At 69.9% G+C, this 26,619-nt stretch carries 28 protein-coding genes; 23 read left to right on the forward strand and 5 right to left on the reverse strand.

Annotation, left to right across the window (positions count from 1 at the left end; translation table 11 throughout):
• Nucleotides 1-10: 10 nt before the first annotated feature.
• Both arsJ and EV685_RS00710 read right to left on the reverse strand, forming a co-directional pair.
• Entirely contained in the window at nucleotides 11-1,327 is a 1,317-nt protein-coding gene (gene arsJ, locus EV685_RS00705; RefSeq protein WP_130480082.1) for an organoarsenical effux MFS transporter ArsJ, read from the reverse strand.
• 2 nt (nucleotides 1,328-1,329) lie between these two features.
• Entirely contained in the window at nucleotides 1,330-2,373 is a 1,044-nt protein-coding gene (locus EV685_RS00710; RefSeq protein WP_130480083.1) for an ArsJ-associated glyceraldehyde-3-phosphate dehydrogenase, read from the reverse strand.
• Between the two features lie 201 nt (nucleotides 2,374-2,574).
• On the opposite strand from EV685_RS00710, the gene EV685_RS00715 reads away from it, so the two are divergent.
• A complete protein-coding gene (locus EV685_RS00715; RefSeq protein ID WP_242615352.1) occupies nucleotides 2,575-3,162 on the forward strand; it encodes a TlpA family protein disulfide reductase in 588 nt (195 codons plus the stop codon).
• A 37-nt stretch (nucleotides 3,163-3,199) separates the two neighbouring features.
• Here EV685_RS00715 and EV685_RS00720 read toward each other — a convergent pair whose 3' ends face one another.
• Nucleotides 3,200-3,715, reverse strand: a complete 516-nt coding sequence (locus EV685_RS00720; protein WP_130480084.1) for an ArsI/CadI family heavy metal resistance metalloenzyme — start codon at nucleotides 3,713-3,715, stop codon at nucleotides 3,200-3,202.
• 14 nt (nucleotides 3,716-3,729) lie between these two features.
• The gene (locus tag EV685_RS00725) at nucleotides 3,730-4,059 is read right to left on the reverse strand and encodes an ArsR/SmtB family transcription factor (RefSeq protein WP_130480085.1); all 330 of its coding nucleotides are present in this window, start codon (nucleotides 4,057-4,059) and stop codon (nucleotides 3,730-3,732) included.
• A gap of 270 nt (nucleotides 4,060-4,329) precedes the next feature.
• On the opposite strand from EV685_RS00725, the gene EV685_RS00730 reads away from it, so the two are divergent.
• The 21 genes from EV685_RS00730 (at nucleotide 4,330) to EV685_RS00835 (ending at nucleotide 23,392) form a co-directional block, all read left to right on the forward strand.
• On the forward strand, nucleotides 4,330-5,403 hold the full coding sequence (locus EV685_RS00730) for a hydrogenase small subunit (RefSeq protein ID WP_130480086.1): 1,074 nt from the start codon (nucleotides 4,330-4,332) through the stop codon (nucleotides 5,401-5,403).
• Between the two features lie 26 nt (nucleotides 5,404-5,429).
• Nucleotides 5,430-7,286 carry a nickel-dependent hydrogenase large subunit gene (locus EV685_RS00735; protein WP_130480087.1) on the forward strand — a complete coding sequence of 619 codons (1,857 nt, stop codon included), beginning with the start codon at nucleotides 5,430-5,432 and terminating at the stop codon, nucleotides 7,284-7,286.
• 22 nt (nucleotides 7,287-7,308) lie between these two features.
• Nucleotides 7,309-7,515: a hypothetical protein gene (locus EV685_RS00740; RefSeq protein WP_130480088.1), complete on the forward strand. Its 207-nt coding sequence runs from the start codon at nucleotides 7,309-7,311 to the stop codon at nucleotides 7,513-7,515.
• A 61-nt stretch (nucleotides 7,516-7,576) separates the two neighbouring features.
• The gene (gene cybH / locus EV685_RS00745; protein ID WP_130480089.1) at nucleotides 7,577-8,320 is read left to right on the forward strand and encodes a Ni/Fe-hydrogenase, b-type cytochrome subunit; all 744 of its coding nucleotides are present in this window, start codon (nucleotides 7,577-7,579) and stop codon (nucleotides 8,318-8,320) included.
• On the forward strand, nucleotides 8,317-8,961 hold the full coding sequence (locus EV685_RS00750; protein WP_130480090.1) for a HyaD/HybD family hydrogenase maturation endopeptidase: 645 nt from the start codon (nucleotides 8,317-8,319) through the stop codon (nucleotides 8,959-8,961). The genes cybH and EV685_RS00750 overlap by 4 nt, the downstream gene beginning before the upstream one ends.
• An 11-nt stretch (nucleotides 8,962-8,972) precedes the next feature.
• On the forward strand, nucleotides 8,973-9,293 hold the full coding sequence (locus EV685_RS00755; RefSeq protein WP_130480091.1) for a HypC/HybG/HupF family hydrogenase formation chaperone: 321 nt from the start codon (nucleotides 8,973-8,975) through the stop codon (nucleotides 9,291-9,293).
• A 15-nt stretch (nucleotides 9,294-9,308) separates the two neighbouring features.
• The gene (locus EV685_RS00760) at nucleotides 9,309-9,806 is read left to right on the forward strand and encodes a thioredoxin domain-containing protein (RefSeq protein ID WP_130480092.1); all 498 of its coding nucleotides are present in this window, start codon (nucleotides 9,309-9,311) and stop codon (nucleotides 9,804-9,806) included.
• 35 nt (nucleotides 9,807-9,841) lie between these two features.
• Nucleotides 9,842-10,765, forward strand: a complete 924-nt coding sequence (locus tag EV685_RS00765; protein ID WP_130480093.1) for a hydrogenase expression/formation protein — start codon at nucleotides 9,842-9,844, stop codon at nucleotides 10,763-10,765.
• On the forward strand, nucleotides 10,762-11,004 hold the full coding sequence (locus tag EV685_RS00770; RefSeq protein WP_130480094.1) for a rubredoxin: 243 nt from the start codon (nucleotides 10,762-10,764) through the stop codon (nucleotides 11,002-11,004). The genes EV685_RS00765 and EV685_RS00770 overlap by 4 nt, the downstream gene beginning before the upstream one ends.
• A 7-nt stretch (nucleotides 11,005-11,011) precedes the next feature.
• Nucleotides 11,012-11,515: a [NiFe]-hydrogenase assembly chaperone HybE gene (gene hybE / locus EV685_RS00775; RefSeq protein ID WP_130480095.1), complete on the forward strand. Its 504-nt coding sequence runs from the start codon at nucleotides 11,012-11,014 to the stop codon at nucleotides 11,513-11,515.
• 4 nt (nucleotides 11,516-11,519) lie between these two features.
• Complete coding sequence (locus tag EV685_RS00780) at nucleotides 11,520-12,692, forward strand: nickel-dependent hydrogenase large subunit (RefSeq protein WP_130480096.1); 1,173 nt, start codon at nucleotides 11,520-11,522, stop codon at nucleotides 12,690-12,692.
• Complete coding sequence (gene hypA, locus EV685_RS00785; RefSeq protein ID WP_130480097.1) at nucleotides 12,685-13,026, forward strand: hydrogenase maturation nickel metallochaperone HypA; 342 nt, start codon at nucleotides 12,685-12,687, stop codon at nucleotides 13,024-13,026. Before EV685_RS00780 ends, hypA begins: the two co-directional genes overlap by 8 nt.
• Nucleotides 13,027-13,145: 119 nt before the next feature.
• Nucleotides 13,146-14,141 (forward strand): hydrogenase nickel incorporation protein HypB, encoded by a 996-nt coding sequence (hypB, locus tag EV685_RS00795; RefSeq protein WP_130480099.1) that lies wholly within the window; start codon nucleotides 13,146-13,148, stop codon nucleotides 14,139-14,141.
• A 14-nt stretch (nucleotides 14,142-14,155) separates the two neighbouring features.
• Nucleotides 14,156-15,301, forward strand: a complete 1,146-nt coding sequence (locus tag EV685_RS00800; RefSeq protein WP_130480100.1) for a Kae1-like domain-containing protein — start codon at nucleotides 14,156-14,158, stop codon at nucleotides 15,299-15,301.
• Nucleotides 15,292-15,585 carry a HypC/HybG/HupF family hydrogenase formation chaperone gene (locus EV685_RS00805; RefSeq protein WP_130480101.1) on the forward strand — a complete coding sequence of 98 codons (294 nt, stop codon included), beginning with the start codon at nucleotides 15,292-15,294 and terminating at the stop codon, nucleotides 15,583-15,585. The genes EV685_RS00800 and EV685_RS00805 overlap by 10 nt, the downstream gene beginning before the upstream one ends.
• Complete coding sequence (hypD, locus tag EV685_RS00810; protein ID WP_130480102.1) at nucleotides 15,582-16,757, forward strand: hydrogenase formation protein HypD; 1,176 nt, start codon at nucleotides 15,582-15,584, stop codon at nucleotides 16,755-16,757. Before EV685_RS00805 ends, hypD begins: the two co-directional genes overlap by 4 nt.
• A gap of 15 nt (nucleotides 16,758-16,772) precedes the next feature.
• The gene (gene hypE / locus EV685_RS00815) at nucleotides 16,773-17,831 is read left to right on the forward strand and encodes a hydrogenase expression/formation protein HypE (protein ID WP_130480103.1); all 1,059 of its coding nucleotides are present in this window, start codon (nucleotides 16,773-16,775) and stop codon (nucleotides 17,829-17,831) included.
• Between the two features lie 52 nt (nucleotides 17,832-17,883).
• The gene (locus tag EV685_RS00820; protein WP_130480104.1) at nucleotides 17,884-19,482 is read left to right on the forward strand and encodes a sigma-54-dependent transcriptional regulator; all 1,599 of its coding nucleotides are present in this window, start codon (nucleotides 17,884-17,886) and stop codon (nucleotides 19,480-19,482) included.
• Entirely contained in the window at nucleotides 19,479-20,483 is a 1,005-nt protein-coding gene (locus tag EV685_RS00825) for an NADH-quinone oxidoreductase subunit B family protein (protein ID WP_130480105.1), read from the forward strand. The genes EV685_RS00820 and EV685_RS00825 overlap by 4 nt, the downstream gene beginning before the upstream one ends.
• Before the next feature lie 10 nt (nucleotides 20,484-20,493).
• Nucleotides 20,494-21,984 (forward strand): nickel-dependent hydrogenase large subunit, encoded by a 1,491-nt coding sequence (locus tag EV685_RS00830; RefSeq protein WP_130480106.1) that lies wholly within the window; start codon nucleotides 20,494-20,496, stop codon nucleotides 21,982-21,984.
• A 10-nt stretch (nucleotides 21,985-21,994) separates the two neighbouring features.
• Complete coding sequence (locus EV685_RS00835) at nucleotides 21,995-23,392, forward strand: sensor histidine kinase (RefSeq protein WP_207224731.1); 1,398 nt, start codon at nucleotides 21,995-21,997, stop codon at nucleotides 23,390-23,392.
• 20 nt (nucleotides 23,393-23,412) lie between these two features.
• On the opposite strand, the gene EV685_RS00840 is transcribed toward EV685_RS00835, so the two are convergent.
• Nucleotides 23,413-24,546: a DNA alkylation repair protein gene (locus EV685_RS00840; RefSeq protein WP_130480107.1), complete on the reverse strand. Its 1,134-nt coding sequence runs from the start codon at nucleotides 24,544-24,546 to the stop codon at nucleotides 23,413-23,415.
• A 110-nt stretch (nucleotides 24,547-24,656) separates the two neighbouring features.
• Between EV685_RS00840 and EV685_RS00845 the strand changes: the two genes are divergently transcribed.
• On the forward strand, nucleotides 24,657-26,585 hold the full coding sequence (locus EV685_RS00845) for a PhoX family protein (protein WP_130480108.1): 1,929 nt from the start codon (nucleotides 24,657-24,659) through the stop codon (nucleotides 26,583-26,585).
• Nucleotides 26,586-26,619 lie beyond the last annotated feature (34 nt).

A 26,619-nucleotide genomic window follows, 5' to 3' on the forward strand; every position in this document is an offset into this window, starting at 1 on the left:
GCTCCGGTTCTCAGGATGCGACAGGGGTTGAAGGAAGTTCGCGGCGCAGCGGCAGGTTCAGCGTCACCAGCCAACAGATCAGCAGCAGCAGGCCCGAGCCCAGCAGCGCGGCCATCAGCCCGCCCCACTGGTAAAGCAGGCCCGACATCAAGGTGCCCAGGAAGCGGCCCAGCGCGTTGGCGGCGTAGTAGAAGCCGACGTCCTCGGCCGCTTTCTCCGAGCCGGCATAGGCCAGCACCAGGTAGGAATGCACCGACGAGTTGACCGCGAAGGCAAAGCCGAACAACCCGAGACCGGCGACCACGACCCACTCCAGGTGTGGCACCTGCATCGCCACCAGCCCGGCCAGCACCAGCGGCACGACCGCCAGCAGCGCCGACCACAGCCGCGCGGCCGGCACCTCGGTGCTCAGGCCATCGGCGCTGCGTCGCACCAGGGCCGGCGCGCTCGCCTGCACCACGCCGTAGCCGATGGTCCACAGCGCGACGAAGGCGCCGACCATCGTGAAGGTCCAGCCCGAGGCATACAGGAACACCGGCACACCCACCACGAACCAGACATCGCGCGCGCCGAACAGCGCCACCCGCGCGGCGGCCAGGCCGTTGATGCCGCGGCTCTTGGCGAACAGCTCACGCGCCGACTTCGACGCCTTGGCCTTGCCCATCAGGCGCGGCACGAAGCCGACCACGCCGATGAAGACCAGGACCAGCAGACCCGCCATCAGCCACAGCGCCTGCTGGAATCCCAGCGCCTCCAGCAGCAGCCCGCCGAGGAAGAAGCCCACGCCCTTCATCGCGTTCTTGCTGCCGGTGAAGAAGGCCACCCACTTGAAGAGCTGACCCGACGCCTCGCCAGCGGTCAGCTTGATGGCCGACTTGCTCGCGGTCTTGGTCAGGTCCTTGGCCACCCCGCAGATGCCTTGGGCGCCCACCACCCAGGCCACCGACATCGCCACCGTCCAGTCCGGCGACAGGGCCGACAGCAGCAAGAAGCCGGTGATCTGCGTGGCCAGGCCCACCGCCAGCATCCGCGCGATGCCGTAGCGTGTGGCGAGCCAGCCGCCGATCAGGTTGGCGGCGATGCCCGCCGCTTCGTAAAGCAGGAACAGGAAGGCCAGCGTGAACGGCGAGTAGCCCAGCCGGTAGAAATGCAGCAGCACCAGCATGCGCAAGGCGCCGTCGGTGAGCGTGAAGCCCCAATACGCGGCCGTCACGATCGCGTAGTTGCGTGCCCCTCGCCCGTCGGCGACGACGGGCGATCCCCCGTGGGGATGCGGGCCGGCTTGAGACGGCCCGGCGCTCGGCCCTTGCGTGGCGTCGTGTTGCATGGTCACAGGCCGCGCTGCTGCAGGTGGCAGGCCAGATCGACCATCCGGCAGGCATAGCCCATCTCGTTGTCGTACCAGGCGTAGACCTTCAGCAGCGTGCCGTCGGTGACCATCGTCGAGGGCGCGTCAACGATCGAGCTGCGGGTGTCGCGGGCGTAGTCCGCGCTGACCAGCGGTCGCGTCTCATAGCCCAGGATGCCCGCCAGCGGACCGCGCGCGGCGGCCTCGAACAGGGCGTTGACCTCGTCGACGCTGGTCTCGCGCTTCATCTCGAACACGCAGTCGGTCAGCGAGGCATTGAGCACCGGTGCGCGCACCGCATGGCCGTTGAGCTTGCCCTTCAGTTCGGGATAGATCAGCGCGATAGCGGTGGCACTGCCGGTCGTCGTCGGTGCCAAGCTCTGCATCGCGCTGCGGGCACGTCGCAGGTCCTTGTGCGGCGCGTCAACCACCAAGTTGGTGTTGGTCGGGTCGTGGATGGTGGTGATCTGGCCGTGGCGGATGCCGATCGCCTCATGCACGACCTTGACCACCGGCGCCAGACAGTTGGTGGTGCAGGACGCCGCCGTGACGATGCGGTCACGCGCCGGGTCATACAGCTCGTGGTTGATGCCCACGACGATGTTGAGCACACCGCCGACCTTGACCGGTGCGGCCACGATGACCCGCTTGGCACCGCGGTCCAGATGGCCTTGCAGCGTCTCGGGCGTCAGGAACTTGCCGGTGCATTCGAGCACCACGTCCACGCCCAGATCGCCCCACGGGATCTCGGCGGACGTGGCGTGTGACGAGAACGCCAGACGCCGGTCGCCGATGCGCACCGTGTCCTCGCCCTCGGCGGCAATGTCCGCGCGCCAGCGGCCCTGCACGCTGTCGAAGGCCAGAAGGTGCGCGGTGGCCGCAGCGCCGCCCTTCAGCTCGTTGAGGTGCACGACCTCCAGGCGATTGCCCGCGCGCGGATCGTCCGCGCCCCGCTCGGCCGCGCCCATCGCGGCGCGCAGCGCCAGACGGCCGATGCGGCCCATGCCATTGATGCCCACCTTCATGACTGCGGTTCTCCAGGGTGCAGGAATTGATCTAACAATTCCAGTTTAGTTGAATGATTGCGGCGGCTTGTGACAGCGGCGTGACGCTTGCCGGTCGGGATCGGGTAGATCCGGTGCAGGCGGGCCACCACGCTCAGGTATCGTCTCCATATATCAGCAGATCTGAATATTTGACAGACCCCCCCCCTTCGGGAGCACGCCATGGACAACACGCAGCGCCAGCGCACCGCGCCGAAGGACCGGCACGCCAAGGTCAGTCAGGACCGGCGTCAGCTCCTGACGATCGCCTGCTTGAGCGCCGCCGGAGCGGCCCTCAGCCCTAGCCCGGCATGGGCCCAGTCCCCGCCCGCCAGCGAGAAGACGGCCGCACCGCCACCGCCCGTCGGCTCGCGCCTGCCACTGCCCGACTTCACGCTGCTGGACGGCCGCCGCCTGGCCGCGTCGGAGCTGGCCGGTCAGGTCGTCGTGCTGTACTGGTGGGCCAGCTGGTGCCCCTTCTGCGCGGTGCAGTCACCACTGATCGACCAGTTGCAGCGTGCCCATCGCGGACAGGGTCTGCGTGTCGTCGGCCTGTCGATCGACAAGAAGCCTGAAGAAGCCTCGGCCCATCTCGCGCGCAAGGGCTACGCCTACACGTCAGCCTGGGTCTCGCCGGAACTGGCCCGCACGCTGCCCAAGCCCAAGGGCCTGCCGGTGACGGTGGTGCTCGGACGCGACGGGCGGGTGGTGATGAGCGAATCCGGCCAGCTGTTTCCCGAAGACATCGAAGGCATCGCCCGGTTTCTCTGAGCCGGCTGGCGCGACATCACCGGGCCGGGCGAGCCGCTCAGCAGCAGCTGCCGCCCGCCTTCGCCGCCGCACCGTTCACGGCAATCCCGATCGGCTTGCCGCGTGGCGCACGCGGGGCGCAGCAGGACGACGCGTCGGCAGCCACCGGTGCGGCCGCAACCACGACGGCAGCGGGCTTCTCGCTGAACACCGGGATGCTGTCGAGCGTGTGGTAGTGCTCCCAGGCGATGCCCTGAGGATCGGTCAGCCAGTGCTTGTCGCTGCGGGCGTAGCAGCAGGTGGTCTCGCCGACGTCGTGCAGCGCCAGGTCGGCCGATTCGGCGCGGGCCTTCAATTCGGCCAACTCTTCGGCGCTGTCGGTCTGGATGCCCAGGTGGTCGATGCCGGGCGTGCTGCCGCGCGTCGAGATCGCGAAGTTGATGCGCGGGTCTTCCAGCATCCACTTGGCGTAGTCCGCTTCGACGCGGGTCGGCTCGGCGCCGAACATGCGACTGTAGAAGGCGATGCTGGTCGACAGGTCGTCAACATGGGCATGGACGTGGAAACGCTTCATGGCGGGGTCCTCTTTCAGCAGTGGCAGGCAGGTGGGTTGCCGTCGGTCACCGCACAGGCGGCGCCTTCGCAGCAATGGGCGGTCAGGTAGCCGAGCAGCGCGTTCATGCGCTCGTAGGCGGCCCGGTAGATCAGGTTGCGGCCGTCGCGCGACTGGGTGATCAGCCCGGCCTGCGTCAGCTCCTTCAGGTGGAAGGACAAGGTGTTCGCCGGGATCTCCAGCTGCGCAGCCAGGGTGCCTGGCGTCAGCCCGTCCGGGCCGGCGACGACCAGGGCGCGGAACAGCCGCAGGCGATGCGCCTGGGCCAGTGCGGCCAGGGCGCGGATGACGTCTTGATCTTCCATGTTTCGATCTTCGTTGAAATGTCGAAGCGCCGTCAAGAGGCGCTGCGCCGACCGGTCAGCCGCCTTCCGGTGCCGGCGCACGAACGGAAGGTCCTTGACCACCCCGCCGGCGATGGTCGCCCAGGCCGCCGCAGACGGCGCCGAAAACATGCGACAAATCAAACACTTGCCCGCACCGCCCCGGACTTACCCGAGGGCGGCGGGTTCCGGCACGGCTCTTGTGAAACAGAAGCCGGCACACCCGGGAGTGGTGGGCGAGGAGACAAGACGATGGAGACCTTCTACGAGGTGATGCGGCGCCAGGGCATTTCGCGGCGCAGCTTTCTCAAATACTGTTCGCTGACCGCGACGTCGCTGGGGCTGTCGCCGGCCTTTGTGCCGCAGATCGCCCATGCGATGGAAACCAAGCCGCGCACCCCCGTGCTGTGGCTGCACGGGCTGGAATGCACCTGCTGCTCGGAGAGCTTCATCCGCAGCGCGCACCCGCTGGCCAAGGATGTCGTGCTGTCGATGATCTCGCTGGACTACGACGACACCTTGATGGCCAGCGCGGGTCACCAGGCCGAGGCCATCCTCGAAGAGGTGATGACGAAGTACAAGGGCAATTACATCCTGGCCGTGGAGGGCAACCCGCCGCTCAACCAGGACGGCATGAGCTGCATCATCGGCGGACGCCCCTTCGTCGACCAGCTGCGCCACGTCGCCAAGGACGCCAAGGCCATCATCAGCTGGGGCTCGTGTGCCAGCTGGGGCTGCGTGCAGGCGGCCAAGCCCAACCCGACGCGGGCCACGCCGGTCCACCAGGTGATCACCGACAAGCCCATCATCAAGGTGCCCGGCTGCCCGCCGATCGCCGAGGTGATGACCGGCGTCATCACCTACATGCTGACCTTCGACCGCATCCCCGAGCTGGACCGCCAGGGCCGGCCGAAGATGTTCTACAGCCAGCGCATCCACGACAAGTGCTACCGCCGGCCGCACTTCGACGCCGGCCAGTTCGTCGAGCACTTCGACGACGAGTCCGCACGCAAGGGCTACTGCCTCTACAAGGTCGGTTGCAAGGGCCCGACCACCTACAACGCCTGTTCGACGGTGATGTGGAACGAGGGCACCAGCTTCCCGATCAAGGCCGGCCACGGCTGCATCGGCTGCAGCGAGGACGGCTTCTGGGACAAGGGCTCGTTCTACGACCGCCTGACCAACATCCATGCCTTCGGCGTCGAAGCCAATGCCGACCAGATCGGCGGCACCGCAGCCGGCGTGGTGGGCGCCGCCGCCGTGGCCCATGCGGCCGTCTCGGCGATCAAGCGCGCGAACACCGCCCCGGCCGACGGCCAACGCTGAACACCCAGACCAGGAGACATGACGCCATGGGCGCTTACGAGACACAGGGCTTCAAGCTCGACGACACCGGCCGACGCATCGTCGTCGACCCGGTCACCCGCATCGAGGGTCACATGCGCTGCGAGGTCAACCTCGACAGCAACAACGTCATCCGCAACGCCGTGTCGACCGGCACGATGTGGCGCGGGCTGGAGGTCATCCTCAAGGGCCGCGACCCGCGCGATGCATGGGCCTTCGTCGAACGCATCTGCGGCGTCTGCACCGGCTGCCATGCGCTGACCTCGGTGCGGGCGGTGGAGGACGCGCTGGGCATCCGCATCCCGAAGAACGCCCACCTCATCCGCGAGATGATGGCCAAGACGCTGCAGGTGCACGACCACGCGGTCCACTTCTACCACCTGCATGCGCTGGACTGGGTCGACGTGGTGTCGGCGCTGAAGGCCGATCCGAAGAAGACCAGCGACCTGCAGCAGCTGGTCTCGCCCTCGCACCCGCTGTCCTCGGCGGGCTACTTCCGCGACATCCAGAACCGTCTGAAGAAGTTTGTCGAGAGCGGCCAGCTCGGCCCCTTCATGAACGGCTACTGGGGCAACAAGGCCTATGTGCTGCCGCCCGAAGCCAACCTGATGGCGGTGACCCACTACCTGGAGGCCCTGGACCTGCAAAAGGAATGGGTCAAGGTCCACACCATCTTCGGCGGCAAGAACCCGCACCCGAACTACCTGGTGGGCGGCGTGCCCTGCGCGATCAACATCGACGGCGACGGCGCTGCCGGGGCGCCGATCAACATGGAGCGGCTGAACTTCGTCAAGGCCCGCATCGACGAGATGGTGGAGTTCAACAAGAACGTCTACGTCCCCGATGTGCTGGCGATCGGCACGATCTACAAACAGGCCGGCTGGCTGCACGGCGGCGGCCTGTCGGCCACCAACGTGGCCGACTACGGCACCTACGAGAAGGTCGCCTACGACGCCGCCACGCAGCAACTGCCCGGCGGCGTCATCCTGGACGGCAACTGGGACAAGATCCACCCGATCGATCCGCGTGACCCGGAACAGGTGCAGGAGTTCGTCAGCCACAGCTGGTACCAGTACGCCGACGAGACCAAGGGCCTGCACCCCTGGGACGGCGTGACCGAACCCCACTACGAGCTGGGCGCCAAGACCAAGGGCACACGCACCGCCATCGACCAGATCGACGAGAGCGCGAAGTACTCCTGGATCAAGGCACCGCGCTGGCGCGGCCATGCGGTCGAGGTCGGCCCGCTGTCGCGCTACATCCTGGCCTATGCCCACGCGAAGCAGGGCAACACCTTTGCCCAGCGCCCCAAGGAACAGATCGACCAGTCGGCCGAGGCGATCAACCGCGCCATCCCGAAGGCCCTGGGCTTGCCAGAGACCCAGTACACCGCCCAGCAACTGCTGCCCACCACCATCGGCCGCACGCTGGCCCGGGCGCTGGAGAGCCAGTACTGCGGCGAGATGATGGTCGACGACTTCAAGGAGCTGGTGGCCAACATCAAGGCCGGCGACCGCGCCACCGCCAACGTCGAGAAGTGGGACCCGAGCACCTGGCCCAAGGAGGCCAAGGGCGTGGGCACCGTGGCCGCACCGCGCGGCATGCTGGGCCACTGGATCCGCATCAAGGACGGAAAGATCGAGAACTACCAGTGCGTCGTGCCGACCACCTGGAACGGCAGCCCGCGCGACGGCAAGGGCCAGATCGGTGCCTTCGAGGCCAGCTTGATGAACACGCCGATGGTCAACCCCGAGCAGCCGGTCGAGATCCTGCGCACCTTGCACAGCTTCGACCCCTGCCTGGCCTGCTCGACCCACGTCATGAGCCCCGACGGTGCCGAGCTGGCGACCGTCAAGGTGCGCTGAAACGAACAAGAAGGAGACACCCATGAGAAGCACCCAGTTCCTGGCCGCGACGATCGGTCTCACGCTGGCGGGGGGCGCTGCGGCGCATGGCGGGCATGGCTCGGAAGGTCATGTCCATGACCTGCTGGCCGAGCTGTTCGGTGCGCTGCAGGCCGAACCGTCGCTGACGCTGTGGCTGGTGGTCGGCGCCATCGCGGTCGGCCTGCTGCTGGCCCGCAAGGGCCGCTGAGCCTGATCCCTGAGCCCTGAGCACCAAGCACTTTCCCATCGCCATCCACGAAGGAGGCCCCATGAGCCACGCCACCCTCGATGCGCCGGCCCGGCGTCTGGCCGATGCCACCGGCATCGACGATGCCGCCGTCGCTGCCGCGCCGTCGATCAAGTCGGTCTATGTCTACGAGGCCCCCGTGCGCCTGTGGCACTGGGTCAACGCACTGGCCATCAGCGTGCTGGCCCTCACCGGCTACTTCATCGGCGCGCCCTTGCCGACGATGCCCGGCGAGGCCAGCGACCATTTCCTGATGGGCTACATCCGCTTCGCCCACTTCGCGTCGGGCTATGTGCTGGCGGTCGGCCTGCTGGGCCGCATCTACTGGGCCATCGTCGGCAATGCCCATGCCCGCGAGCTGTTCACATTGCCCATCCTGAGCCGTGCCTACTGGCGTGAGGTGCTGACCATGCTCAAGTGGTACGCCTTCCTGGTGCCGCAGCCCAACCAGTACGTCGGCCACAACCCCATGGCACGGCTGGCGATGTTCTTCGGCTACTTCCTGGTCACGCTCTTCATGGTCTGCACCGGCTTTGCGCTCTACGGCGAGGGCTCACAGGCCGGCTCGTGGCAGGAGCAGTTGTTCGGCTGGGTGATCCCGCTGATGGGCCAGAGCCAGGACGTGCACACCTGGCACCGCATGGGCATGTGGTCGCTGGTGATCTTCGTGATCCTGCACGTCTACGCGGCGATCCGCGAAGACATCATGGGTCGGCAGAGCATCGTCAGCACGATGATCTCGGGCTTCCGGACCTTCAAGCGATGACCGGCCCCCACGACCCGTCGCCGATGGGCACGACGGTGCTGGGCATCGGCAACGTACTGTGGGCCGACGAGGGCTTCGGCGTGCGCTGTGTCGAGGCGCTGCAGCAGCGCTGGGACTTCACGCCCGAGCCGCAGCTGATCGACGGCGGCACGCAGGGCCTCTACCTGATCCAGCACGTGCAGGCGGCGAGCCACCTGCTGATCTTCGACGCGATCGACTACGGCCTGCCGCCTGGCACGCTCAAGGTCGTCGACGATGACGAGGTGCCGCGCTTCCTGGGTGCCAAGAAGATGAGCCTGCACCAGACCGGCTTCCAGGAGGTGCTGATGCTGGCCCGCCTCACCGGCCACTACCCGTCGCGCATCCGCCTGATTGGCTGTCAGCCCGAAGAGCTCGAGGACTACGGCGGCAGCCTGCGCCCGGTCGTGCGCGCCGCGATGGAGCCAGCCCTGGCGCTGGGCCTGCAAACCCTGCGCGACTGGGGCCACATCGCCATCGACCGCCGCGCGCCGCTGGCCACCGACGATGCGGTGACGGTGCCGACGCTGGCCCTGGGTGCCTATGAATCCGGCCGGCCGCCGGCCGAGCAGGCCTGCCGGATCGGCGACGAGCGTTTCCTCGTCACCGCGACGCCCCGCTGAAAGCCCACGCCATGTGCATCGGACTGCCCCTGCAGGTCATCGCCACCCGACCGGGCTTTGCCACCGTGGCCGGCAACGGCCCGCGTGCCGTGCCGCGCGAGGTCGGCACGCTGCTGGTCGAACCACCTCAGCCGGGCGACTGGCTGCTGGTCTTCCTCGACCAGGCCCGCGAGGCCATCACGCCGACTCGGGCCGCCGAGGTCGCTGCCCTGCTCGACCAGCTGGAGGACGTCATGCACGGCCGCAGGCATGACGACGCGCTTGCCTTCGCGCTGCCGTCCGCCATCGATCCCCACGCGCTGGCGGCCCTGACCGGCCAGCACCGCATCTGAAGACGGAGTTGCCCCATGACCCTCGACATCCTCGACGCCCCGCAGACCTTGGACCCACCGACACAGGACCCCGCCGCCGGCAGTGCCCCGCTGGTCTGCCGGCTGGTGACGCAACACGGCGCCGTCTGGGCCACCAACGCCACGCTGGACACCGTGCTGGCGCAACCCGGCGACCAGGTGCTGTTCTTCCACGGTGATCCGGTGCGCTTCCCCGAGGTGCTGGACGTGGCCGTCGTGCTGCCCGAGCTGCAGCGCGTCGCCGCGCGCCCCTTCGGCATCGCCGTGGCCTGCAGGGCCGATGAAGACGCGCTGGCGCGCCGCTTTGCCAGCACACGCTGGCCGGCGCTGGTCTTCCTGCGTGACGGGCAATACGTCGGCGTGATCGCCGGCATGCACGACTGGACCGACTACGTCGCCCAGGTGGCTCAGATGCTGAGCCAGCCGACCCGGCGCGTGCCGGGTGTCGGCATCCCATTGGTCGCCGCAGGGCAGAACGGCCCGGCTTGCCACTGACCGCGCCGGCCCCGATCGACTCAACGAGAACACCGATGAACACGACACCCACGACCGCCCGCCCCTTCCCGATCCCGGTCGTTGCCGAGGGTCTGCCCATCGGCCCCGGCAGCCAGATCGACGACGAGGACGGCACGCTGGACTACCTGGTCATGCCACAAGGCATGAGCACCTGGACGGCACCACGCCTGCCCGAGCCGGAAGAACTGGCCGGCCACGACGGCGCGATCCGTGCGCTCGATGCCGTGCTGGCCACCGCCCGCGCCGCCGTCGACGGCGAGCGGGTCGAACCCGTCGCCCTGCACCACCTGGGCCTGAACGAGCAGGACCTGGCCCTGCTCAACCAGGTGCTGGGCGAGGGCGAGGTCAGCGCCCAGGTGCTGGCCGATCCGGATCTGCCCGAGGCGCCGGTCGCACAGGTGCAGGAATCCGTCTTCCCGGGCGTCTGGCGCGTGGTCGGGCGAGATGCCAGCGGCGCAGCCTTCGACCTGATCGAGGTCGGCAGCGTGCCGCAGATCCTGCGCGACGCGGCCTGGGCCGACAGCCTGCGCCCATCACCAAGCGAGGTCGCGCCCACTCCCGGCGTGTTGAACGCCCAGGCCCTGCGCGTCGAACTGGACGAGCAGCGCGCGGCCCGTGCCACGCTGGGTGCGGCGGCCGAGCCCCATGTCGTCAACCTGACGCTGCTGCCGGTCACGTCCGAAGACATCGGCTGGCTGGACCACCACCTGGGCACCGGCCGCGTCGTGATCTTGTCGCGCGGTTATGGCAACTGCCGCATCACCAACTGCCTGGCTGCGGGCACCTGGCGACTCGTCTACTACAACTCCCAGGACCAGGTCATTCTCAACACCATCGAGATCGGCCCCCTGCCCGAGGTCGCCTGCGCCGCGCCCGAAGACCTGCACGACAGCGTCGAGCGCCTGGCTGACGTGCTGCATTGGGTGCGCCAGTCGTGAACCCGGCCGTCGACGCCAGCCGCTTCGAAGGCAGCTACCTGGGCGACGCCGCCCGGCTGCCGGCCGATGCGCGGCTCGAATGCAAGATCTGCTGGTGGGTCTACGACCCGGCGCAGGGTGATCCGGTCTGGCAAGTGGCCCCGGGCACGGCCTTCACGGACCTGCCTGACCATTGGCGTTGCCCGACCTGCGACGGCGCCGCCGACCAGTTCATGGTGATCGACGCCCAGGCGTCGTGACAACGACATGCGCGCTATTGCCCTCCGGTCGACCCTCGATGCACGCGTGCGCATGCTGCAGGCGCGCTTTCGCGCCATTGCGGCCGGTCCGATGCGGGATCTGCCGCTGAACCACCCGGGTCTGCCGGTCGAGGCGATCGGCTTCGAGCCCGATGCGGCCGACCCGGACTGGGCGCTCGGCGTGCTGCTGACGCCCTGGTGCATGAACCTGGTTCGCCTGCCCTGTCTGGCCGACGCCGCCACGCTGGCCGTGGGCCACAAGGCCAGCCGAACCGTCGGTGACGGCGACGTCACCTTCATCGGCGCCTTCGACGAGGCCATCGGCGGCTATGAGACCTGCTCGCTGTTCTCGCCGATGCAGGCCTTCGCCGACGCCAGCAGCGCCCGCGATACCGCGCGCGAGGTGCTGGCCGAGCTGCGTCGCCCGGTCGTCGCCGCGCCACCTGCTGCATCCGAACGCCCGGCCGCGCCCAGCCGTCGCGGCTTCCTGTTCGGCCTGCGGGGCGCCTGAGGCCATGTCCGCCCCCCTCGACCTTCTTGGCTCGCTGCGCCTGCGCCCCGGTGTGGCACCGCCCGAAGGCATCCTGGGTGGTCGTGCGGACGTCAGCGCCGCGCTGCTGCGGGGCCAGACGCCCGGCGCAGCGATCGAGCGTGTGGCCCTGCTGCACACGCTCTGCGCGACGGCGCATCGGCAGGTGGCGCAGCGCGCGGTCATGCTGGCGATGAGCAGTCAGGACGCTGCACCGGACGCCGCACCGGATGCCGCCACGATCGACAGGCTGGCTGCCGACATCGCCCGCGAACACGCCCGCCGCATCGGCCACGACTGGGCCCTGGCCTGGGGTGGCGTGTCACAGGCCGGCGCCCTGTCCCGCTTGCCCCGCAAGGCCGATGCGCACGTGCTGGCCGACTGGCTCGCCAGCGAATGGCTGGGCCTGCCTCCGTCGACATGGCTGCAGGACATGGTCGGGCCCGACCGCACGATCGACGTCGGCCGCGACCTGCCCCGCCTCATCGCGGCCCTGCAACGCAGCGCGCAGGCCTGTCCGGCCGGCATCGCCGCGCCGCTCGTGCTGGCCGTGCAACGCTGCCTGGCCCTGCCCTTCACGCCCGGCCCGATCAGCGCACCCTTGCGGCTGGAAGACCCGGCGCAAGCCCGCGCCCTGGGCCACGCGATGACCACGCCCGGCTACTGCCGCGCGCCGACCTGGGTCGACACCGTGACGGACAACGCGCCGACCACCGTGCCCGACACCGGGCCCTGGAACCGGCTGGAGCGCCCCCCAGCGACGACCGCACCCACCGTCGCCGTGCGCCTGCTGTCGCGCTGGGTCGAGCTGCTGCGGCTGGCCTTGCCCCTGGATGCGGGCGGCTGGCGGCCAGCCCACGGCGCCGTGTCGCTGGGTGAGGGGCACGCGCTGACTTGGGTCGAGACCTCGCGCGGCCTGCTGGCTCATCGTGTGAGCCTGCAAGGCCATGGACCCGACACCCGGGTGTCCGACTGGCAGGTGCTGGCGCCGACCGAGTGGAACTTCCACCCGCATGGCACGCTGGCCCATGCGCTGGCCGCCTGGCCAGCCGACCATCCGGACACGCCCGAGGCCGTGCGCCTGCTGGCCTGCGCCTACGATCCGTGCATGGCCTGCGAGATCGAAATGACCACCGTGGAGCGCACCCCACATGCATGAGCTGAGCCTGGCGGGCGGCATCCTGCGCCTGGTCGAACAGACCGCCGAACGTGACCCGTTCGAGCGTGTGCGCCGCCTGCGTCTGAGCGTGCCGGCGCTGGCCGGCGTCGAGGTCCGGGCGCTGCGCTTCGCGCTTGAATCGATCGCGCCGGGAACGCTGCTGGCCGGCGCGGCCGTCGACATCGACGAGCCACCGGGTCAGGCCTGGTGCATGAGCTGTTCCACCTCGGTGACGCTGAGCCAGCGCATCGACCCCTGCCCGCATTGCGGTGGCCATCGGCTGCATGTGACCGGCGGCACCGAGATGAGGCTGGTCGACCTGCAGGTTGATTGAGGCGATCCCTTCAGCCGCAACATCAGCCGCAACATCAGCCAGAACATCAGCCAAAACATCCGCCACAACGTCAACCACAACATCCCCCACAACATCAACAACAAGGACAGGAGCCCACCATGTGCGTCGTCTGTGGCTGTGCCGGCGAGATGCGCGGCGATCAACCGGCGGTTGCCGAGAACGGTGATCTGCACTTCGGTGCCGGCGCGGCGCGTGTCTCGGTGCCGGGCATGAGCAGCGCCCGCACCATCGCGCTGGAGGCCGATGTGCTGGGCGAGAACCAGCGCCATGCCGACGCCAACCGGGCCCACTTCGCGGCCCACGGCGTGCGCGCGCTCAACCTGGTCTCCAGCCCCGGATCGGGCAAGACCACGCTGCTGTGCGCCACCATCGCCGCGCTGCGCCAGCGCGCACCGATGCGCGAGATCGCGGTCATCGAAGGTGACCAGCAGACCGCCCACGACGCCGACCGCATCCGCGCCACCGGCGTGCCAGCCATCCAGGTCAACACCGGCAAGGGCTGCCACCTCGACGCGCCCATGGTCGCCGCCGCGTTCGGGCAACTGCATCGGCATGAGCCTCATCACGGGCATGGGCATGAACATGGACACGGACATGGACATGACCACCGTCACGTCCACGACCATGACCACGCACATGCCCATGCCAACGACGCCTCGCTGCTGTTCATCGAGAACGTCGGCAACCTCGTCTGCCCGGCGATGTGGGACCTGGGCGAGGCAGCCAAGGTCGCGATCCTGTCGGTCACCGAAGGCGAGGACAAGCCGCTGAAGTACCCCGACCTGTTCGCGGCCGCACAGCTGATGGTCATCAACAAGGTCGACCTGCTGCCGCACCTGCGCTTCGATGTCGCGGCCTGCATCGCGGCGGCCCGTCAGGTCAATCCGGCCATCGAGGTGCTGCTGGTCTCGGCCACCACCGGGCAGGGCCTGGACGCCTGGCTGGACTGGCTGCTGGACGAGGACGTGGACAGCGCGCTGACCGCCGTGAGTCCCGCCCCGCACGCAGCCCCGGCCGAAAGCCCCAACGCGCTGCTGGCCCGCATCGCCGTGCTGGAGGCCGAGCTGGCCGCCCTGCGTGCCGGCATCGCGTGACACGCCGCAACGACATGGCCCGCCTCCTCGCCACTGGTGCCTACCTGAAGAACACCGCCGGCCTGTGGCTGGACGGGTGCTGGACCGCGTCGCCCACGCATGGCGACCTGGGCACGCCGCAGGCCTGCCGGGCGCTGGAGGCTTCCCTGCACCAGCTGGTCGCGCGCGCCGGCCATCGGCTCGACGGCATCGCGCACGACCTGCATCCGGACTTCCACAGCACACGCTTGGCCGAGGCGCTGGCCGACCGGCTGGGCGTGCCCGCCATCGGCGTGCAGCACCACCTCGCGCATGTCGGGGTCGTGCTGGCCGAGCAGGCGCTGGCGGGCACGCCTGTCGACGGCCCCGTTATCGCCATCGTGCTGGACGGCTACGGGCGCGGCGACGACGGCGGCGCCTGGGGCGGCGAGCTGCTGCGGGTCGACCGCGGACAGGCTCGGCGCGTGAGCCACCTCGCCGAGCTGCCGCTGCCCGGCGCGGACCGGGCCGCCCGCGAGCCCTGGCGCATGGCCAGCGCCGTGCTGCACCGGCTGGGCCGGGGCGACGAGATCGTCTCGCGCCACGCCGGCCATGTCGGCCTCGAACGGGCACAGGGCCTGAAGCAGATGCTCGAACGTGGCCTGAACTGCCCGCCCACGTCCAGTGCCGGCCGCTGGTTCGACGCCGCCGCCGCCGCGCTGGGCCTGTGCTGGCAGCAGCACGACGAGGCCGAGGCCGCGCAGGCGCTGGAGGCGCTGGCCGCGCAGCATGACCCGGCATCGAGCGGCCAACCCGCGCTCAGCACCGCCCGCCTGGTCGACGAGCACATCGACCTCGCGCCGGTGCTGGCCGACCTGTTCGATGCCCGCGCCGAGCCGGCCCGGCTGGCGCACCACTTCCACCTCGCGCTGGCCGATGGCCTGGCCCGCGCCGCCACATCCGCTGCCCACGCGGCCGGCACCGACACCATCGTGCTGGCGGGCGGCTGCTTCTTCAACCGGCTGCTGTCGACAGCGCTGCGCGCCATGCTTGAGCGGCGCCGTCTACGCGTGCTGCGCCCGGTCGCCCACAGCTGCGGCGACGCCGCTCTGGCGCTCGGTCAGGCCTGGATCGCCGGGCAACGGCTGTCGCACGCCAACCCGTCCCCGATCTCCTTGCTGGAGCCCACGCCATGTGCCTAGCCCTGCCCGCGCGCATCGTCGCCCTGTTGCCCGACCAGCAAGCCCTGGTCGACCTCGGCGGTGTGCGCAAGCCCGTCGACATCGCGCTGGTGCCGGAAGCCCGTGTCGACGATTACGTGGTCGTGCACGTCGGCCACGCCATCGGCCTGATCGACCCGGAAGAGGCCGCGCGCACGCTGGCCTTGTTTGCCGAGATGGATGCCGTGTCGGGCGCCACGTCAGCCGCCATGTCAGCCGCGAACTCAGATCCCCAAATGACCGCCCCCGCCGGAGACCGCGCATGAAATACGTCGACGAGTTCCGCGACGGTGAACTGGCCCGCCGCATCGCCGAACGCATCGCGGCCGAGGCCGATCCGGCGCGCGACTACCGCTTCATGGAGTTCTGCGGCGGCCACACCCATGCCATCGCCCGCTACGGCATCGCCGAACTGCTGCCACCGCAGGTGCGCATGATCCACGGCCCCGGCTGTCCGGTCTGCGTGCTGCCGATCGGCCGGGTCGACCAGGCCATCGACCTGGCGCTCAACCGGGGTGCGATCGTCTGCACCTACGGCGACACGATGCGCGTGCCGGCCTCGGGCGGGCTGTCGATGATCAAGGCCAAGGCCCGTGGCGCGGACATCCGCATGGTCTATTCGCCGGCCGATGCGCTGGCGGTGGCGCGCCAGCATCCGGATCGCGAGGTGGTGTTCTTCGCCATCGGCTTCGAGACCACCACGCCGCCGACCGCGCTGACGCTCAAGCGCGCCCAGGCCGAGGGGCTGGACAACTTCAGCCTGCTGGCCTGCCATGTGCTGACGCCTGCGGCGATCACCCACCTGCTCGATGCGGCCGAGGCCCGCGACATCCGCGACACGCTCGGCGCCGTGCCGCTGGACGGCTTTGTCGGCCCGGCCCACGTCAGCATCCTGATCGGCTCGCGGCCCTATGAGGGCTTCGCGGCCGACTACCGCAAGCCCGTCGTCATCGCCGGCTTCGAGCCGCTGGATGTGATGCAGGCCATCCTGATGCTGGTGCGCCAGGTCAACGACGGCCGCGGCGTGGTCGAAAACGAGTTCACCCGCGCCGTCACCCGCGACGGCAACCGGGCCGCACAGGCGCTGGTGGCCGAGGTCTTCGAGCCGCGCGAGTCCTTCGAATGGCGTGGCCTGGGCGAGGTGCCGAACAGCGCGTTGCGGCTGCGTCCGGCGCTGGCCCGCTTCGATGCCGAACGTCGCTTCGATCTGCGCTACCAGGCGGTGGCCGACCACAAGCAATGCGCCTGCGGCCAGATCCTGCGCGGCGTCAAGCGACCGACCGACTGCACGCTGTTCGGCACGGTCTGCACGCCCGACAACCCGATCGGCTCGTGCATGGTCTCCAGCGAAGGAGCCTGCGCGGCGCACTACAGCTACGGCCGTTTCCGCGACATCCCCATCCGGGTCGAGACCGGCACGGCTGCCGCCAACGCCTGACGCAAGGAGCGAGACATGGCCATCAAGCCCGACTACATCCGCCCGCTGGACCTGCGCCACGGCCGCATCGACATGAACCACGGCGCTGGCGGCCGGGCCAGCCTGCAGCTGATCGAAGAGGTCTTCGCCGCTGCCTTCGACAACGACTTCCTGCGCCAGGGCGACGACGCCGCGCGCCTGCCGCCGCCCCCGCCCGGCCACGGCCTGGTCATGGCAACCGATGGGCATGTGATCTCGCCGCTGTTCTTCCCCGGTGGCGACATCGGTGCGCTGGCCGTGCACGGCACCGTCAACGACGTCGCCATGCTGGGCGCGACGCCGCTCTACCTGTCGGCCAGCTTCATCCTCGAAGAAGGCCTGCCGCTGGCCGACCTGGTCCGCATCGTGCGCTCCATGGCCGAGGCCTCGCGGGCGGCTGGCGTGCCGGTTGTCACCGGCGACACCAAGGTGGTCGAACAGGGCAAGGGCGACGGCGTGTTCATCGCCACCACCGGCATCGGCGCGTTGCCACCTGGCCGGCGCATCGGCGGCGCACAGGCCCGGCCGGGCGACGTGGTGCTGGTCTCGGGCACGCTGGGCGATCACGGCGTGGCGGTGCTGTCGCTGCGCGAATCGCTGGCCTTCGAGACCACGATCGAGAGCGACAGCGCCGCCCTTCACGGCCTGGTCGCCGCACTGCTGGCGAGCGTGCCCGAAGGGGCGGTGCGCACGCTGCGTGACCCCACCCGCGGCGGCCTGGCCAGCACGCTCAACGAGATCGCCCGCCAGTCACGCGCGGGCATCACGCTGGACGAGGCGGCGTTGCCGATCCGCGCCCAGGTCGAAGCCGCCTGCGAGCTGCTGGGGCTGGACCCGCTCTACATGGCCAATGAGGGCAAGCTGGTCGCCGTCGTCGCGCCCGAGGCGGCCGATGCGGCGCTGGCCGCCCTGCGCGCTCACCCGCTGGGTGCACAGTCCGCACGCATCGGCACGGTCGGCGTCGACGCCCAGCACTTCGTGCAGATGCGGACCCGCTTCGGCGGCCGGCGCATGGTCGACTGGCTCAGCGGCGAACCGCTGCCGAGGATCTGCTGATGTGCCGCGCAGGCCGGGCGCGGAGAATGCGCGCTCGCCCTTTCCACCCCCGATGAAGCCGCTGTCCCCGTCCCCCGATCCCGACGAGCTGCCCAGCGTCCTGCTGGTCGATGACGAGCCACGTTCGCTCGATGCGATGCGCCGCACGCTCGAAGAAGACTTCCGCGTGTTGACCGCCGGGTCCGCCGCGGACGCCCGCCGGCTGCTGGAGGCCGAGCCGGTAGACGTCATCCTGTGCGACCAGCGCATGCCCGGCCAGAGCGGCGTCGACTTCCTCAAGGACGCCCGCTTGCACTGGCCCGAGGCGGTGCGCATCGTCATCTCGGGCTACACCGACAGCGAGGACATCATTGCCGGCATCAACGACGCCGGCATCTTCCAGTACCTGCTCAAGCCCTGGGTGCCCGACCACCTGCTGGCCACCGTGCGCCAGGCCGTCGAGGCCCGCACGCTGCGCCACGGCCTGGACCGGCTGGAGCTGGACCTGCGTGCCGGCAACCCGGCGCTGCGGGCGCGCCGGGCCGAACGCCAGCGCGAGGTGCGCGCGTCGTTCGACTTCCAGCGCATCGAACGTGCGCCCGGCAGTCCGCTGGACGGCATCTGCGAGCTGGCCGCGCGGGTCGCCCGCTATGACCTGCCGGTGCTGGTGCTGGGCGAGTCGGGCACTGGCAAGGAGCTGCTGGCCCGCGCGATCCACGTCGCCTCGCCGCGTGCGACGGGGCCCTTCGTGGTCGAGAACTGCGCCGCGCTGGCCGACACGCTGCTCGAAAGCGAGCTGTTCGGCCACAAGCGCGGTGCCTTCACCGGCGCCTTCGAGGACCATGTCGGCCTGTTCCAGCGCGCCCACGGCGGCACCGTCTTCCTCGACGAGATCGGCGAGACCTCGCCGGCCTTCCAGGTCAAGCTGCTGCGCGTGCTGCAGGAAGGCGAGGTGCGCCCGGTCGGTGCCTCGCGCGCCGTGGCGGTCGATGTGCGGGTGGTCGCGGCCACGCACCGGCAACTGGCCGACGAGGTGCGCGCCGGTCGCTTCCGTCAAGACCTCTACTACCGCATCGCCGGCGTCACGCTGCAGGTGCCGCCGCTGCGCGAGCGGCCCGGCGACATCGTGCCCATCGCAACCCGACTGCTGGACACCGTGGGCCGCGAACTCGGCCGCAGCGGCCTGTGTTTCGGCCCCGATGCGCTGGCCTGTCTGCTGGCTTACCCCTGGCCCGGCAACATCCGCGAGCTGCGCAACGAGATCGCCCGCGCCATCGCCTTGAGCGACGACGACACGCTCGATGCCCACGCCTTTTCGGCGGCCGTCTTGCATGGCCAGGCCGGCCCTTCGAACGGCGGCCGCGACAACGGCCTGCCCGCCAACGGCACCCTGCAGGAAAGACTCGATGCGATCGAGGCCCGGCTCCTGCGTGAAGCCCTGCTGCGCCAGCGCTGGAACAAGACCCGGGTGGCCGACGAGCTGGGGCTATCGCGGGTCGGCCTGCGCGCCAAGATGCAGCGCTTCGGCCTGGGCGACAAGCCGGCGCGTCTGCCCGGTCACGCCGATGCCACTGATGCCGCTGATGCCGCTGATGCCAACGATGCCGTCGACAGCATGGACACCATCGACACCATGGCCGCGATCGACATCGCCGACCGCTCATCGCCATGACCCGCCTCAACACCCTCTGGCTGCAATCGGGTGGCTGCGGTGGCTGCAGCATGTCGCTGCTGTGCGCCGACACGCCCGACTTCCAGGCCACGCTGCGGCAGGCCGGCATCGAGCTGCTGTGGCACCCGTCGCTGTCGCTGGACGGCGGTGTCGAGCTGCAGGCGCTGCTGGCCGATTGCCTGGCCGGCCGCGTCCGGCTGGACGCGCTGTGCATCGAAGGTGCCCTGCTGCGCGGCCCGCACGGCAGCGGCCGTTTCCACGTGCTGGCCGGCACGGACGTGGCCATGGTCGACTGGGTGCGCCAGCTTGCCGCCGTCGCGCGGCATGTCGTGGCGATCGGCAGCTGCGCGGCCTGGGGCGGCATCAGCGCCAGCGGCCCCAACCCGACCGATGCCTGCGGCCTGCAGTTCGAGGACGAACACCGCGGCGGCCTGCTGGGCGCCGACTTCATCGCGCGCGGCGGCCTGCCGGTCATCAACGTGGCCGGTTGCCCGACGCACCCGGGCTGGGTCATCGACAGCCTGTCGGCGCTGGCCGCCGGGCTGCTCGGCTCGAACGACCTGGACGCGCTGGGCCGCCCGCGCTTCTATGCCGACCAGCTGGTCCACCATGGCTGCACCCGCAACGAGTTCTACGAGTTCAAGGCCAGCGCCGACAAGCCGTCCGACCTCGGCTGCATGATGGAACACATGGGCTGCAAGGGCACCCAGGCCCATGCCGACTGCAACACCCGGCTGTGGAATGGCGAGGGCTCCTGCACACGCGGCGGCTATGCCTGCGTGAGCTGCACCGAGCCCGGCTTCCAGGACCCCGGCCACCCGTATCACCAGACGCCCAAGCTGGCCGGCATCCCCATCGGCCTGCCGACCGACATGCCCAAGGCATGGTTCGTCGCGCTGGCCTCGCTGTCCAAGAGCGCGACGCCGAAGCGGGTGCGGCAAAACGCGAACGCCGACCACGTCGTGGTGCCGCCGGTGGCGCGGAAAACCCGCTTGAAGTGAAGGCCTCGTCATGAGCCGCACGCTGGTCGTCGGACCCTTCAACCGCGTCGAGGGCGACCTGGAGGTGCGCCTGGACATCGTCGACGGCCGTGTGCAGTCGGCCCGCGTCAACGCGCCGATGTACCGCGGCTTTGAGCAGATGCTGGTCGGCCGTGATCCGATGGACGCGCTGTTCATCGTGCCGCGCATCTGCGGCATCTGTTCGGTCTCGCAGAGCGTGGCCGCCGCGCGCGCGCTGGCCGATCTGGCCGGCGTGGAGGTGCCGCCCAACGGGCTGATCGCGACCAACCTGATGCTGGCCTGCGAGAACCTGGCCGATCACCTGACGCACTTCCACCTGTTCTTCATGCCCGACTTCGCCCGGCCGGTCTACGCGTCCCAGCCGTGGTTTGCCGAGGTCGAACGGCGTTTCGCTGCCGGCAGGGGCGAACATGCCCGCGCGGCCACCGCCGCACGCCAGCGCTGGTTCACGCTGATGGGCACGCTGGGCGGCAAGTGGCCCCACACGCAGAGCATCCACCCGGGCGGCAGCAGCCGTGCGATCGACGCCTCCGAGCGCCTGCGTCTGCTCGCCAAGGTGCGCGAGCTGCAGGCCTTCTGCGAGCAGACCCTGTTCGGCGCGCCGCTCGAACACATTGCCCATCTGGCCGATGAAGACGCCTTGTCGGCCTGGGCCGATGGCCCGGGCGCGGCCAGTGATCTGGCGCTGTTCCTGCGCTGCGCCGACACGCTGGACCTGGGCCGTGCCGGCATCGGGCCAGGCCGCACGCTGAGCGTGGGGGCCTACCGGCAGGCCGATGGCTCGCATGGCCTGGCGGCGGGTGTCTGGACCGCCGACACCGCCGTGCAGCCGCTCGATGCCGCCCGCTACAGCGCCGAGCTGACCGAGGACGCCACCCACGCCTGGCTGGCCACACGACCCGGTGACGAGCCCCATGCCGATCCGGCCCGTTCGCCCCGACACGGCCACACCCAGCCGCAGCCGGACAAGCCCGGCGCCTACACCTGGAACAAGGCGCCCCGGCTGGCCGGTCGGGTGGTCGAGACCGGTGCGGTCGCCCGCCAGCTCGCCAGTGGCCAGCGCCTGATCGAAGAGGCGGTGCGACGTGACGGCACCAGCGTGCGCACCCGCGTGCTGGCCCGCCTGATCGAGATCGCCCGCGTGTTGCCCGAGATGGTCGGCTGGCTGGCCGCGCTGCGCCCGGGCGAGCCCTACAGCGCCCCCTTCCGCCTGCCCGAGGACGGCGTCGGCGTCGGCCTGACCGAGGCCGCACGCGGCGCGCTGGGCCATTGGGCGGAGGTGCGCGACGGCCGCATCGCCCGCTGGCAGATCGTCGCCCCGACCAGCATCAACTTCTCGCCGCGCGACGCCGAAGGCACTCCCGGTGCGCTCGAAGCCGCACTGGTCGGCGCGCGGGTCGAGCCCGGCGAGACGACGCCGGTGTCGGTGCAGCACATCGTGCGCTCCTTCGACCCTTGCATGGTCTGCACGGTCCACTGATCGCCTGGCCATGACCGAGCGCAGCGCCCCGCGTCCCCTGCCCCCGGCCATGCCGGCGATGCCGGCGGGCGCCGAGGGCATCGACGAGTCGACCTGGCTGGACGTGATCCACAAGATGGACGAGGTCTATTCGCAGCTGGTCGCTGACGAGGTCGCGCTGGAGGAGAAGAACGCCCAGCTCGAACAGTCGCAGCGCTTCATCTTCAGCCTGCTGGCCTCGATGAGCGATGTGCTGCTGGCCTGCAGCGAAGACGGTCGCATCGAGGAGACCAACGCGGCGCTGTGCACGCTGGTCGGCCGTCAGGATGCGGCCTTGCGTGGCCGCCCGATGGCCGAGCTGATGGCATCGCCCGACGACGCCGACGCGACCGCACCCGAGGCCCGCTTGCGAGCCCTGACGCAGGCCGTGCAGGCGCGCCGCGATGCCTTGTCGGTGGAGCTGCAGCTGGTCGATGCACAAGGCCAGTCCGTGCCGGTGGACTTCAACTGCACCGCCCGCTTCGACGCGGGCGGGCGCCGCGTCGGCCATGTCTGGGTCGGCCGTCCGATGGGCGAGATCAAGCGCGCCTACCGCGAGCTGCAAGAGGCGCACGAGGCCCTCAAGCGCACCCAGCAGCAGCTGCTGCATGCCGAGAAGATGGCCTCGCTCGGCCGCCTGGTGGCCGGCGTCGCGCATGAGCTGAACAACCCGATCAGCTTCGTGCTGGCCAATGTGCATGCCTTGCAGCGCTACAGCGAACGGCTCGGCCGCTACCTCGATCAGGTCCATGCCGGGACACCGCTGGAGGCGCTGGCCGAACAACGCAGCGCGCTGCGCATCGACCCGATCCTGAAGGACCTGCCCTCGCTGATGGAGGGCACGCTCGAAGGCGCCCAGCGCACCGCCGACATCGTGCAGGGCCTGCGCCGCTTCTCGGCCATGGACCGCGAGGAACGCCAGGCGGTGAACCTGCACGCCGTCATCGACAGGGCCCTGCACTGGGTCGCCAAGGCCAGCCCCAGCCACCTGCTGGTCCACCGCGACCTGGGCGAGCCGGTGACGGTCAGCGGCAGCGCCGGGCGGCTGCAGCAGGTGCTGATGAACCTGGTCCAGAACGCGCTGGACGCGGCCAGCACGGCCCATCCGGACGCCAGCGATCCGCCCGAGCTCTGGATCAGCAGCCAGCTCGACGCCACCACCCGCCAGGTCGAGATCCGCCTGCGCGACAACGGCCCGGGCATCCCGGTCGAACACCTGCCGCGTGTCTTCGACCCCTTCTTCACCACCAAGCCGGTCGGCAAGGGCACCGGCCTGGGCCTGTCGATCAGCTACGCCATCGTCGAGCAGCACGGCGGCGAGCTGCGGGCCGAGAACGCGCCCGAGGGCGGCGCGGTGTTCGTGTTGAACCTGCCCATCGACATGGGCTGACACAGCGCAAGCCGGCGCATTCACCCCAGCTCGAACCCCGCCTCCGCCACCGCCACGCCGTTGACCTGCACCACGACCCGATGCCAGCCGGGGTGATAGGTCCGGGTCGAGATCGGCCTGAGCGCATGGCGGCGGACAAAGGCGCGGCTTTCGTTCGGGGCGAGGTCGAGCTTCCAGCCCTTGAAGACCTTGGGCGAGGTGCTGCCGTTGGCCTTGACGTGGTGGACGGCGTAGTCGACCAGCAGGGTCTGCGCCTCGGGCGAGGTGGAGATCAGCGTCAGGCCCAGCTCGACCGACTCACCCAGGCAGATGCTGGCGGGCGCGATGCGCAGCCGGGCATGGCCCTGCAGGGGCTGGCCGAGGCCCCAGGCGTGCAAGACGGCCAGGTCGCCCTGCTTGACCAGCGTGCGGCTGGCGTGGCGCAGCAAGGCACGGCGGGCTTCGCTGGCGTCGGGCAGGTGACGGGCCAGCCAGTCGGCGATGCGCTCGGGATGGTCCTTGGCGATGTCGTTGAGGTGGTTGGCCACCGAGCGGCGCACATAGGCGCTGGCGTCGTCCTGAAGGGCTTCGAGCAGCGGCCGCGTCGGTGACGGGTCGGCCACCAAGGCCTTGAGCTGCAAGCCCCAGGGCAGGCGCGGCCGGCTGCCTTCGCTGACCAGGCGGCGCACATGCGCGCTGCGGTCCGTCGTCCAGCGCTGCAGCGTGGCGTAGACCAGCGCCGGATGCCGGACGATGAACGGCCGGATCGCGAACTCGGCGGTGAAACGCTGGGTCATCGCGTGCAAGGCCGACAAGGCCCGTTCGGGCTGCTGCTGACCGTGGCGGGCGATGTGTTCGGCCATGGCCCAGACGGGCCAGCCGGCGAGGCCCTGCGCGCCGGTGCGCGAGGCAGCGGGCTCGTCGAAGTCGCCCGCGTCGGCCGGCGCGAGAGCGGCTTCCAGTGCATCGGCGGCGCGCTCGAAGTGGGTCGGCAAGCTGGCCTGCAGCGCGTCGGCCAGTTGCATCGCGCGGGCCTTGAAGGCCAGCGCGTCCAGGTCGACGCTGGCCACGCGCACGAAGGTCTCCGCGTCAAAGTCATGACAGACGCGCGACAGGTGTTGCGCCATCGCGGCGATGCTGGCGTCGTCCAGCAGGTTCTTCAGGGGTTCGGCCATGGTGTGCATTCTGGCGACAACGCCACAGCCGTGATATCCGTCACAGCGCCGTCACGGAAGGCTGCGAGCCTCGCGGGCTGTCTGCAACACCAACCCACTGGAGCAACACGATGGCAAAAGACTTCGACACGATGGAAGACAGCAACCGCTCGGCCAACCCGAGCTTCCACGAGGTCTCGGACCCGTCGCGCCGCACGCTGCTGCGGGGCGGTCTGGGTGCCCTGCTGGGCGGCTCGCTCGGCCTGGGCTCGCTGGCCGGCTGCGCCAGCATGGGCGGCATGATGGGCGGCAAGCTGATCGGTTTCGAGAGCGTGCCGCTGTCGACCGCTGACGCTGTCACCGTGCCCAAGGGCTATGTCGCGCAGGTCATCGCCGCCTGGGGCGAGCCGGTCGGCCTGTCGGGCGAGACCCCGGCCTTCAAGTTTGACGGCAAGAACACCGCCGCCGAGCAGGCCGCCCAAATGGGCATGCACCACGACGGCATCCACTTTTTTGTGCAGGACGGCTCGGCCGACGCGACTAAGAGCGGCCTGCTGGTGATGAACCACGAATACGTCGACGACGGCCTGCTGCATGCCGACGGCATCGCCACCTGGTCGGCCGAGAAGGTCAAGAAGTCGCAAGCCGCACACGGCGTGTCCGTCATCGAGGTTGAGTTCAAGGACGGCAAGTGGACCAAGGTCTCGCCGTCGCCGTGGGCCCGCCGCATCACCGCCACCACGCCGATGGGCGTGGGTGGCCCGGCCGCCGGCCACAAGCTGATGCAGACCGCTGCCGACCCGAAGGGCATGAAGATCCTCGGCACCATCAACAACTGCGGCACTGGTCAGACCCCCTGGGGCACCTTCTTGACCTGCGAAGAGAACTTCATCAACTACTTCAACGGCCCGGCCACGCCGAACGCCGATCAGAAGCGCTGGGGCCTGCAGAAGGTCGATGCCAAGCTCTACCGCTGGCATGAGCACGACGAGCGCTTCGACGCCGTCAAGCACCCCAACGAGATCCACCGCCACGGCTGGGTCGTCGAGATCGACCCGATGGACGCCAGCTCCACGCCGGTCAAGCGCACCGCCCTGGGCCGCGCCGCGCACGAGGGCGCCACGATTGCCGTCACGCGTGACCAGCGTGCCGTCGTCTACATGGGCGAGGACGCCCGCTTCGAGTACATCTACAAGTTCGTCAGCCGCGATGCGATCAAGGCCGGCGGTGCCCGCGCCAATGCCACGCTGCTGGACCACGGCACGCTCTACGTCGCGCGCTTCGACGCCGATGGCAAGGGCACCTGGATCCCGCTGGTGCATGGCCAAGGCCCGCTGACGGCGGCCAACGGCTTTGCCGATCAGGGCGAGGTGGTGATCAAGACCCGTCAGGCCAGCGACCTGCTGGGCGCCACCAAGATGGACCGCCCGGAATGGACGGCGGTCGACCAGAAGTCGCGCAAGGTCTGGTGCACGTTGACCAACAACAGCAACCGCGGCACTGGCACGAACGCTGCCACCGACGCCGCCAACCCGCGCGCCAACAACACGATGGGCAACATCATCGAGTGGATCGACAGCGGCGACTTCGACGGCACCACCTTCGCGTGGAAGCACTTCGTGCTGGCCGGTGATCCGACGCTGGCCCGCGCCGAGGCCAAGGGCAACATCAAGGGCGATGCCTACGCCTGCCCGGACGGCCTGTGGGCCGACGCGCGTGGCGTGTTGTGGATCCAGACTGACATGTCGACCTCGGCCATGGGCAAGGGCGATCTGGTCAACATGGGCAACAACATGATGTTGGCCGCCGACCCGGCCACGGGTGAGACCCGTCGCTTCCTGACCGGCCCGAAGGGCTGCGAGATCACCGGCGTGACCATCACGCCGGACGGCCGCACGATGTTCCTGAACGTGCAGCACCCCGGCGAGCCGGCCAGCGAGCGCAACGACCCGGCCAACCCGCGTGCGGTGTCGAACTGGCCTGACCAGCGTGCCGACGGCCGTCCGCGTTCGGCCACCGTGGTGGTGCGCAAGGCCGATGGCGGCCTGATCGGCACCTGAGCCCACTCAGGACCGTTGGACTGGCTCAGCGCAT

It is taken from the genome of Sphaerotilus mobilis (genome assembly GCF_004216565.1).
Classification (GTDB): Bacteria; Pseudomonadota; Gammaproteobacteria; order Burkholderiales; family Burkholderiaceae_C; genus Sphaerotilus; species Sphaerotilus mobilis.

What these genes read in the sequence shown, in the direction of transcription:
- arsJ (WP_130480082.1), bottom strand. Translation starts at nt 1,327, where the DNA reads ATGCAACACGACGCCACGCAAGGGCCGAGCGCCGGGCCGTCTCAAGCC.
- EV685_RS00710 (WP_130480083.1), bottom strand. Translation starts at nt 2,373, where the DNA reads ATGAAGGTGGGCATCAATGGCATGGGCCGCATCGGCCGTCTGGCGCTG.
- EV685_RS00715 (WP_242615352.1), top strand. Translation starts at nt 2,575, where the DNA reads ATGGACAACACGCAGCGCCAGCGCACCGCGCCGAAGGACCGGCACGCC.
- EV685_RS00720 (WP_130480084.1), bottom strand. Translation starts at nt 3,715, where the DNA reads ATGAAGCGTTTCCACGTCCATGCCCATGTTGACGACCTGTCGACCAGC.
- EV685_RS00725 (WP_130480085.1), bottom strand. Translation starts at nt 4,059, where the DNA reads ATGGAAGATCAAGACGTCATCCGCGCCCTGGCCGCACTGGCCCAGGCG.
- EV685_RS00730 (WP_130480086.1), top strand. Translation starts at nt 4,330, where the DNA reads ATGGAGACCTTCTACGAGGTGATGCGGCGCCAGGGCATTTCGCGGCGC.
- EV685_RS00735 (WP_130480087.1), top strand. Translation starts at nt 5,430, where the DNA reads ATGGGCGCTTACGAGACACAGGGCTTCAAGCTCGACGACACCGGCCGA.
- EV685_RS00740 (WP_130480088.1), top strand. Translation starts at nt 7,309, where the DNA reads ATGAGAAGCACCCAGTTCCTGGCCGCGACGATCGGTCTCACGCTGGCG.
- cybH (WP_130480089.1), top strand. Translation starts at nt 7,577, where the DNA reads ATGAGCCACGCCACCCTCGATGCGCCGGCCCGGCGTCTGGCCGATGCC.
- EV685_RS00750 (WP_130480090.1), top strand. Translation starts at nt 8,317, where the DNA reads ATGACCGGCCCCCACGACCCGTCGCCGATGGGCACGACGGTGCTGGGC.
- EV685_RS00755 (WP_130480091.1), top strand. Translation starts at nt 8,973, where the DNA reads ATGTGCATCGGACTGCCCCTGCAGGTCATCGCCACCCGACCGGGCTTT.
- EV685_RS00760 (WP_130480092.1), top strand. Translation starts at nt 9,309, where the DNA reads ATGACCCTCGACATCCTCGACGCCCCGCAGACCTTGGACCCACCGACA.
- EV685_RS00765 (WP_130480093.1), top strand. Translation starts at nt 9,842, where the DNA reads ATGAACACGACACCCACGACCGCCCGCCCCTTCCCGATCCCGGTCGTT.
- hybE (WP_130480095.1), top strand. Translation starts at nt 11,012, where the DNA reads ATGCGCGCTATTGCCCTCCGGTCGACCCTCGATGCACGCGTGCGCATG.
- EV685_RS00780 (WP_130480096.1), top strand. Translation starts at nt 11,520, where the DNA reads ATGTCCGCCCCCCTCGACCTTCTTGGCTCGCTGCGCCTGCGCCCCGGT.
- hypA (WP_130480097.1), top strand. Translation starts at nt 12,685, where the DNA reads ATGCATGAGCTGAGCCTGGCGGGCGGCATCCTGCGCCTGGTCGAACAG.
- hypB (WP_130480099.1), top strand. Translation starts at nt 13,146, where the DNA reads ATGTGCGTCGTCTGTGGCTGTGCCGGCGAGATGCGCGGCGATCAACCG.
- EV685_RS00800 (WP_130480100.1), top strand. Translation starts at nt 14,156, where the DNA reads ATGGCCCGCCTCCTCGCCACTGGTGCCTACCTGAAGAACACCGCCGGC.
- EV685_RS00805 (WP_130480101.1), top strand. Translation starts at nt 15,292, where the DNA reads ATGTGCCTAGCCCTGCCCGCGCGCATCGTCGCCCTGTTGCCCGACCAG.
- hypD (WP_130480102.1), top strand. Translation starts at nt 15,582, where the DNA reads ATGAAATACGTCGACGAGTTCCGCGACGGTGAACTGGCCCGCCGCATC.
- hypE (WP_130480103.1), top strand. Translation starts at nt 16,773, where the DNA reads ATGGCCATCAAGCCCGACTACATCCGCCCGCTGGACCTGCGCCACGGC.
- EV685_RS00820 (WP_130480104.1), top strand. Translation starts at nt 17,884, where the DNA reads ATGAAGCCGCTGTCCCCGTCCCCCGATCCCGACGAGCTGCCCAGCGTC.
- EV685_RS00825 (WP_130480105.1), top strand. Translation starts at nt 19,479, where the DNA reads ATGACCCGCCTCAACACCCTCTGGCTGCAATCGGGTGGCTGCGGTGGC.
- EV685_RS00830 (WP_130480106.1), top strand. Translation starts at nt 20,494, where the DNA reads ATGAGCCGCACGCTGGTCGTCGGACCCTTCAACCGCGTCGAGGGCGAC.
- EV685_RS00835 (WP_207224731.1), top strand. Translation starts at nt 21,995, where the DNA reads ATGACCGAGCGCAGCGCCCCGCGTCCCCTGCCCCCGGCCATGCCGGCG.
- EV685_RS00840 (WP_130480107.1), bottom strand. Translation starts at nt 24,546, where the DNA reads ATGGCCGAACCCCTGAAGAACCTGCTGGACGACGCCAGCATCGCCGCG.
- EV685_RS00845 (WP_130480108.1), top strand. Translation starts at nt 24,657, where the DNA reads ATGGCAAAAGACTTCGACACGATGGAAGACAGCAACCGCTCGGCCAAC.